Consider the following 8,524-nt stretch of genomic DNA (forward strand, 5'->3'; position numbering starts at 1 on the left):
CACTTCATGTTATAGGAATCCTTCTCAAGTTTATCGCTGTTGAATTTCCCGATAACTCGACGGACATCTTTATTGTGAATGATTAGTTCCCTATACTTTTCATCATTAAGATAGTTTTGGAACCATTGATATTTGTTTAGATGCTTTAGATTTCTACCTATATCCTCTTCATCAACCTTTAGGAAAGGTATATAAATAGCAAGGTTCAACGAAATTAGTATAATTGGCAATAAAAAATACAGTATAATATCCAATATTATCCCTTCCTTTCATAAAGTATCCATAAAGACATACGTTTAAGAAGTGCAAATAAAACGTTATCTATATGCAGCTCAATAATTGCTCAGGTAGAAGTGCCAGTAAAAGCTCCCCATTCTGTCAGCAAACGAGCATCTGAACTATATCTTCTATCAATTGTTGATTGCTGTTTATCTCTATCTGATCTTATGCCATAAAAAATCACATAGGCCGATTGCATCCTCACCAACTTCATAGCTAATACTGTCCAGCCAGATTGCAACCTGTCATCGTGCTCACCTCAGGAATACTGTACCAATCCATAATTACTTAAACCTAAATGGAACCTTACGATTTCCTTACCTTAATACCATGCAGTTAAGCTCGTGTTAAGGTTTATGTGATACGATGACATAGGGGGTGTCGTTTTATGGAAACAGCGAAAATATTACTTGTTGATGACGAGAAATCCATTGTAAAGATGATCGAAACAGTGTTACGAAAAGAAGGCTTTCGTAAAATTTACAAAGCGTATACAGCGCAGGAGGCACTGCAACTTCTTCAGCAGTATGGAGCAGACATTATTATTTTAGATGTCATGCTCCCCGATCAGAGCGGTTTTGAGCTCTGTCCCAAGATAAGGGAAATATCTGAGGCATACATACTATTTTTGACGGCAAAAGTATCAGATTTTGATGTGTTAACAGGCTTTGCAACCGGTGGCGATGACTATATTACAAAACCATTCAATCCCCTTGAAATAGTGGCTAGAGTTAAAGCCAGATTGCGAAGGGCAATCCTACATCCATCCTTACATGTAAAAAGTTTTAAATCCCGTTATGATTTTGGGCGATTTATTGTGGATGAATCAGCAGGCGAGCTAATCGTAGAAGGGAAAACGGTGGCGTGTCCGGCTCAAGTCTTTCAACTTCTCCTTTATCTATGTAAGCATCCAAACGTTGTATTTTCCAAGTCTCAGTTATATGAGGCGGTATGGGGATTTGATGGCTTATCTGATGATAATACGGTTATGGTGCATATAAGAAGGATTCGAGAGAAAATTGAACTAAATCCGAGCACTCCCCATTATCTTGTAACCGTTCGTGGGCTGGGGTATAAGCTGGTTAAGGAGAAAGAGGAATGAAGAGAATTGGGCGAAGGCTAACCCTGCACTTTATGTACCAATTCATTTTTCTGTCACTATTTATTTTTAGCATATTGTTTATTCTCCTCTTTTTTCTCCTCCAGTATTTTATTAATGAAGATATGAAAAAAAATTTACCTGCTGGCTCTCTGGATATGATCGTTGCAGAGACTGTGGTAGAAAATGGGGACATTATCCTTAATCCAAAATGGACAGAACAGTTAAAAGAAAAGAATATGTGGCTTCAAGTCATCAATAAGATTGGAAAAGTAGTTTATCATATCAATGTTCCTGCTCAGTTGCCCAAAGTATATAAAGTCGATGAATTAGTACAGATACATGAAAAGAATCGTGTTCAGTCGTATAATATTTATTCTCGATTTGATACTTCTTCTGGACAGCCTTTGCTATTTATATTGGGATATGACAATAGTGGGTTACATACATTGCAAGAATGGTTTCAATCGTACGGAAAAGAAGGGCTTATACGTAAAGAAAACGTATCAAAATTAGAAAAAGAAGTAAATGCGCTTGGTGGTTATCTTCATGTTATTAATCGGGAAGGTAACGTTGTTCAAGCTATTGGTGCTGTAAAGAAAAAAGAAATGTATCATCCACTAGATATCATCTCCATTAAATCAGAGCCTGGACGTTATGAAACAAATGTTGCTACATATCATAATGACAAATCAGGATTTATTTGGCTTCTGCATACTCCGAAGAAGCAGGAAGACTTGTTAGAGCAATCTTTTCTTCCGAAAGCTATTATTAATCTTATTATTTTTAGTGTTAGCGTTTTAGCTATGACTGTTTGTTTTTCTATTTGGCATGGCTTCCGTTATGGTCACCCTTTGCTGCTTTTCCTTGGTTGGTTTGAGAGGATGGAAAAAGGAGAGTATGATGTCGTATTGACAAAAGAGGACCAGAAAAAGCTATTTCGAAAAAATAGGAAGCTCCGCTTTCGCTACCAACTATATAAGGAAGTAATTGATGCCTTCTATAAGATGGCCGAAAAGCTTGCTGTGTCTGAACAAGAAAGAAGTCGCCTCGAAAGGGCAAAAGAAGAATGGATGACCGGGATCTCCCATGATTTAAGAACGCCTTTATCAACTATTCAGGGATATGGTCAACTTTTGGAAAGCGGACAATACGAATGGTCGGATGAGGAGCTTCAAGAAGTGGGCAAAACAATTCGCGAAAAAGGAAATTATATGCTTGCGCTTGTAGAGGATTTCTCCCTTGTTTTCCGACTGAAGAATGGTCAACTTCCCTTCTCAATGGAAAAAGTGGAACTGAATGAGCTTGTTCGCCGTACCGTATTGAAATATGTAAATGATATGACCGTACAGCATGTCCACCTATCGTATGAGGGTGAGGAGCAAGCTATGATAATTGAAGCGAACCCTAAGTGGTTTCAACGTATGCTGGATAATCTAATATATAATGCAATTAAACATAATCCTCCTGGTACGAAAATTATTGTAATGACAAAAAAGGAAAGAGGATATGCTACTATCGTTGTTGAAGATAACGGCAAAGGGATGGATGAAGAGACAAAGAACAAATTATTTGAACGTTATTATCGCGGTACAAATACTGATGATAAAACAGAAGGTGTGGGATTGGGCATGAGCATTGCAAAGGCTATAGCCGAGGTTCACCAAGGAAAGATTAAAGTGGAAACAAGCATAGGCAGGGGAACGAAGCTTTTACTAACCTTTCCGTATAAGTAGTATGCCAATGCTTCTTACCCCATTGCTTTACTTGTGTACTACTTTTGATACCCAACTGATCAGCCACAGCCTGATCACTCATCCCTCCCTTCTCATAAAGTTGAACTGTTTCTGCTTTGAATTCTATGTATACCGTTGAAACATCTGTCCTTTTTTAGCCATGAAAAATCCCCTCCAATTAACTGTGAAAGGTCCATTATAACAATGGGCTTTTTCACACTTTTAACCTAAAGGGGATAATATCAGCAAGGAAGGAATAACCGGCTTTTGTTATTGAACTATAGATCCCCGTTACTTGAATAACATTGCTTAACAATATTTATGTTTTTTTAATACAGTCGTTTAGTATAGCTTTCCTTCAAAACCTCTACTACTGTTTCAGTAGCCATTTTTGCATGGTCTGCTAACATTTTTGAAGCATTAGGTAACTTTTCTTTATCCAGCCAAGAATTCTGGTTCCATAGTTCTGACCGTTTAAACGCTTTTGCACAATGAACATAACATTCATTTACCTCGATTCCTATTCCTATAAGTGGGGAACGCCCGTTGGCCTTCATTTGATTAAGCAGATTTTCATCACGAACTAAACAAGCACGTCCATTTACTCTTAGTGTTTCTTCTAAACCCGGAATTATAAAAATAAGTCCTACTCTAGGATTGGAAAGTATGTTCCTCATTGAATCAATCCTACGATTTCCGGGCCTTTCTGGAATAACCAGATGCTTTTCATTTAACACAAGCACAAATCCAGGTGAATCTCCTCTAGGAGAAACATCGCACATACCTTGATTATCCGAGGTAGACATTACTAAAAATGGCGATTTTGAAATAAAGTTTCGACAATGCTCATCTAGGGAAGTAATAGCCTTTTTTTGGACAAGTTCACTTGGATAGCCAATAATCGAGCGCAATTCTTCTTCTGTTGACACTGTTTCTCTAAACATAGTCACAATTCACTCCTTAGCATTCCATCTTATTTGTTAGCTTAATACTATATCTAAAACCTGCTCATAACATGTTAAGGTGCCATAAATAACGAACGTATAGCGGCAAAGATGAGAGGCGGAGTATAAACCAGAGAGATTCTATAGATCAGCCATGATGCACCCAAAAGTAATTATCTGACTATAATCAATTTTATCAAACACGAATGTTTTATCAAGTTAATTAAAAATATTTCGGTATATATCTATATTAAACAGACTTAAACTCTCACCTAACCACATTATGTATCGTTTATACTGAACATTTAAATTCAATATTTTCGACAGTCATGTTTTTATAAAAACCTTTGTTACAAAGAATAATGATCTATTGGCATACAGATCTAAAATCAGCATGCCAAGTCGTTTTCATTTGACAATTATGGTCACCATTTCGGCACGGGTTACTTTCACATCAAGGTGAAGCAGCCTATTTTTGTTCCAGTTCCTTAAAATTTTTATTCTACACTCTTTAATGATTCAATCATATTTATTTTGGTTACTTTTCTTCTAAGAAGTAAGCTAGATAGAATAGTAAGTAAGAAGGCCAGAATAACAGATATCAACATTACGGAAATATTTAGTTTATCAGGGATTTGCTGATGGGTACTAGACAGTGCCTTTACAACATTCGCATACATATAGCCGCTAATCGGCAAAGCTGCAATTACCGCAAATGCGGTTAGGATGATGTTTTCAAAAAATATAAGCCTGTTTATTTTATATTTTTGATAGCCTAATACTTTAAGGGTTGCAAGCTCACGATTCCTTTCATAAATGTTTATGGAAGATATCGTATATATGGCGCCAAAGGAGAGTATGACAGCACAAATGATAAACATGATAAATATAAAACTGTTTTGTTTCAAAATATACTGAGCTGATTTCTTTAGATCTGCCTTATCTGCAATGACATCTACTTGGGGATCTTGTTCAAAGAAGTTACGGATGCTGATAAGATCTGTCGAGCTGCTTGCTTCAACTAAAAGCGAGGTTGGACTGTAATCTAGCCCAAAGCTCTTTAAATAATCGGGTGTGATATAAAACGACGGGTTCGAATACTGTGTAGATATCTTTAGGACCTTCATATTTACAGTTCTATTTTTAAGTTCCGGTGCTATAAACGTTATTTTGATGAGATCCCCTTCTGAAATATGATATTTGTCGGCGTAAGATTTGGGTACCAGCACACCATTATTCCCCAAATATATCCTATTATCATTTTCGTCAAAAAAATGAATGAGATTGTTTTCTTTTTCAGTCACAACTAAAGCAGCCTTTTCTATTTTATTATCTTTTATGAATTCAACAGGAAAGGTGGATACAAAATAACTGTTTTTAATGCCGGAGGGTAGTTTAAACGTATTCGAAGATGCTCCCATTTTATAATCCACTCTTAAATCATAGGTATACACATCTTCAATTTGGTTCGCTACTTTTTGCAAGGCCGTTTGAGTACCGAAGGCAGTTATCAATAAAACCGTGCTTACCACAACACCAACTGAACTCGCTAGGGCCTTTTGTTTATTTAGGAATATATTTCTCAAAATAAGCTTGTAACTGTACGGAATATGACTCCAAATACCCGGAATTCTTTCTATGAATATCTTTTTCATCGTTTTTGGCGGTTTGGGACGGATCGCCTGGGCCGCACGTTCCTTCAATATGGTTCTACCGCTCAAATAACAAGAGAGCATCCCAAAAGCGCTAGAGAAAATGAGAGGAGGAATGATAGAATAAAAAGAAAGCGAGAATTGAATGCCTGGCAGAGAGTAGGCCTTTGCATTCGACGCAGTTACGAATGGAACAAATACAAAAGCGGCAATGGCACAGCCTAGGATTGAGCCTATAATACCGACCAGCACAGGGTATCCCATGTAGTGAAGCATGATGCTTCTGTTTTTCACACCCAAAGCCTTCATAATGCCTACTTGATTTCTTTGAGAATCTATCATCCTCGACATGGTAAGAAATAAGATAATCGCTTCGATCAAAAAGAGAACCAAAGGGATAACCTTACTCATCAAATTATTATTATGTATAGTGGCATTTAGTTGAGAATAACTGAAAGTCCGCTCTTTACTTACTTGGTTTAAGTAAGTAAAGAGCGGACTTTTCTTCAATTGATTCACCTAATTTGTCGATATCGTAACCATCTTTTGCATCAATCATAATTTCATTATAGAAAAAGCCATCTGCGATTTCAGGTATGGTCTCTTCGCCAATATAAGCCACTCCGTAGGTTTTATGATCTTGTATTTCGTTCTTTTTTGCATGTTCAACATTTTCGCATAAGCCGCTAATTGTAAACTTCAAACTTTTATCATTCGTACGTATACTGATTTCATCGCCGACACGATAATGATGTTCTTTAGCATAATGAGAATCTAATAGGATTTCACCCTTTCTTGCCGGGATACTACCCTCAATCATAGAAGGCGTATTGATTTCATTATCTGCAGGGATCGAATGAATTTTTAATGAGGCTTTATAGTTTTCAAAGGATTGCGTGGCATCAAAAGTATAGCGCCCTTCTATTTTATTGATGCCTTCCATTTCGCTTAAACCAGCCACCTCCTGTTTGGAAATTTGATTGTAATATGCATTTAAGTCGCTTAAATTATGCTCTTTAAAGTAAGTCTTCGTATAAGCGCTAAGATTATCGCTCAAGGTTACCAGCCCCGCATAGAAAAAAGCTCCTACTGCGATAACCAAAACAAAGGCCAAAAATTGCCCTGCAGATTGTTTAATATCTCTGAATAATTTAAAAAATAATTTCATAATCACCACTCAATCCCTTCAACACTTTGTTTTTCATCATTAATCGCAACCGTTTCTATCATTCCGCTTTTCACCTTAATAATTTTATCAGCCATAGGAGCAATTGCTGAATTATGTGTGACCAAAACGACGCACTTTTTCATTTCCTTGTTCAAATCTTGAAGAAGCTTTAAGACGGACTTGCCTGTAACATAATCCAAAGCTCCGGTTGGTTCATCACAGAGTAAAAGCAAAGGGTTTTTTGCAACAGCTCTAGCTATAGCCACCCTTTGTTGTTCTCCTCCCGAGAGCTGGGAAGGGAAGTTTTTGATACGATTCGTTAATCCGACTTTATGTAAAATATCTTTAGCATCCAGATGGTTTTTACATACTTCAGTAGCAAATTCAACATTTTCTAGAGCGTTTAAATTCGGAATTAAGTTATAGAATTGAAATACAAAGCCAATTTTCTCCCCGCGATATTGTGTTAATTTTTTTTCGTTGAATCTTGTTATTTCTTGATCACCAACAAACACTTGACCTGAGGTAGCCGTATCCATACCGCCAAGTATATTCAAAATCGTACTTTTACCCGCGCCGCTTGCGCCCAAAATAACGACGAACTCTCCCTCTGATATGGAAAAATCAACACCATCCAGGGCCTTGATTTTCACTTCTCCTATTTTGTATTCTTTTGTTACTTTTTTAAATTCGATTAACTTTTTCACTTATTACCTCTCCTCGCATAGTATTTTTGTAAACGTCAAGTAACTCCCAAACATAGTTCACTTCATCTTTCCATTCATCAAAATGAGAAATCTGGACGATTTCATCAACATTATAGTAATCAGAAATAATCGAAGGACTATTTGCTTTAGGGCGTTCAATACTACATAGTCTCTAGATATAATGTAGTATTTTCCCGTAGTGAAAATTTGCAGATTTATAGAGCCTAGAGTCGAAAGGATTTTTTGAGCATAAAAAAGGACTTCACCCCGACTTGGAGAATTTTTCAAGTGACCAAACAAGAAAAAGCCAAGGGAGGGAAATCACTATAGTATATTCTCCGAGAAAATCTATTTTCCTTTGAAGCATTACAAAAATTTGAATCAAAAGAACATTTGCCCATCTTTTTTAGTGCGCTTGATTTGCAACCTTATGCTAAGCGATTAACAAAAAACCTGACATTCATTTTCCCCTATATAGGATACTATGTTAGGTTTTTTATTATGCCCTAGCAATTAAATTACGGTATATTCCATCTATGTGATTTTCGGCTAAAAAGTAGCATCCCGCATACACATATGCCCACGGAAGCTAGAAACGCTCGTAAAATTTCTTTGTAAATATTTACGTCATTAACCAAAATTTTTTATTATATTTAAGGAAGTTACATGTTTCCTGCTAAGTCCTTACAAAAAGCCGACAGACATTTACGCCGGGTTTTTGTCTGGAGCAAACGATTATGTTACCAAGCCGGTCGATGCTCTGGAACTAAGATCCCGCATCTGGTCGCTAACGACATTGAAGCAGTCCGTCAACGAGCGGCTGCGTATGGGGGCAGCCTACCTGCAGGCACAAATCCATCCTCACTTCCTGTTCAACACACTAAATTCCATTATGGCATTGGGTGACATTGACACGGAGAAGATGCACGAACTTGGTGA

5 protein-coding genes and 2 pseudogenes are annotated in these 8,524 nt (G+C 37.0%); 3 read left to right on the forward strand and 4 right to left on the reverse strand.

Annotated features, from left to right (window positions below; genetic code table 11):
- On the reverse strand, window positions 1-254 hold a 254-nt coding region (locus tag HMPREF0083_RS28990; protein WP_021620367.1), incomplete at its 3' end, for a hypothetical protein.
- Between the two features lie 413 nt (window positions 255-667).
- Between HMPREF0083_RS28990 and HMPREF0083_RS06510 the strand changes: the two genes are divergently transcribed.
- Window positions 668-1,381, forward strand: coding sequence for a response regulator transcription factor (locus HMPREF0083_RS06510; RefSeq protein ID WP_021620369.1), 714 nt, complete (start codon window positions 668-670; stop codon window positions 1,379-1,381).
- Window positions 1,378-3,114 carry a sensor histidine kinase gene (locus HMPREF0083_RS06515; RefSeq protein ID WP_021620370.1) on the forward strand — a complete coding sequence of 579 codons (1,737 nt, stop codon included), beginning with the start codon at window positions 1,378-1,380 and terminating at the stop codon, window positions 3,112-3,114. Before HMPREF0083_RS06510 ends, HMPREF0083_RS06515 begins: the two co-directional genes overlap by 4 nt.
- A 329-nt stretch (window positions 3,115-3,443) precedes the next feature.
- Here the strand turns inward: HMPREF0083_RS06515 and HMPREF0083_RS06520 are convergent, their stop codons facing one another.
- The 3 genes and pseudogenes from HMPREF0083_RS06520 to HMPREF0083_RS06530 form a co-directional block, all read right to left on the reverse strand.
- Entirely contained in the window at window positions 3,444-4,058 is a 615-nt protein-coding gene (locus HMPREF0083_RS06520) for a pyridoxamine 5'-phosphate oxidase family protein (RefSeq protein ID WP_021620371.1), read from the reverse strand.
- 497 nt (window positions 4,059-4,555) lie between these two features.
- Window positions 4,556-6,878, reverse strand: a pseudogene (locus HMPREF0083_RS06525) (ABC transporter permease).
- A gap of 2 nt (window positions 6,879-6,880) precedes the next feature.
- Window positions 6,881-7,585: an ABC transporter ATP-binding protein gene (locus HMPREF0083_RS06530; protein WP_021620374.1), complete on the reverse strand. Its 705-nt coding sequence runs from the start codon at window positions 7,583-7,585 to the stop codon at window positions 6,881-6,883.
- 694 nt (window positions 7,586-8,279) lie between these two features.
- On the opposite strand from HMPREF0083_RS06530, the pseudogene HMPREF0083_RS27035 reads away from it, so the two are divergent.
- Window positions 8,280-8,524: pseudogene (locus tag HMPREF0083_RS27035) on the forward strand (histidine kinase); the annotation flags it as partial.

The sequence above is a fragment of the Aneurinibacillus aneurinilyticus ATCC 12856 genome (assembly GCF_000466385.1).
In the GTDB taxonomy this organism is placed as follows: Bacteria; Bacillota; Bacilli; order Aneurinibacillales; family Aneurinibacillaceae; genus Aneurinibacillus; species Aneurinibacillus aneurinilyticus.

What these genes read in the sequence shown, in the direction of transcription:
- HMPREF0083_RS06510 (WP_021620369.1), top strand. Translation starts at nt 668, where the DNA reads ATGGAAACAGCGAAAATATTACTTGTTGATGACGAGAAATCCATTGTA.
- HMPREF0083_RS06515 (WP_021620370.1), top strand. Translation starts at nt 1,378, where the DNA reads ATGAAGAGAATTGGGCGAAGGCTAACCCTGCACTTTATGTACCAATTC.
- HMPREF0083_RS06520 (WP_021620371.1), bottom strand. Translation starts at nt 4,058, where the DNA reads ATGTTTAGAGAAACAGTGTCAACAGAAGAAGAATTGCGCTCGATTATT.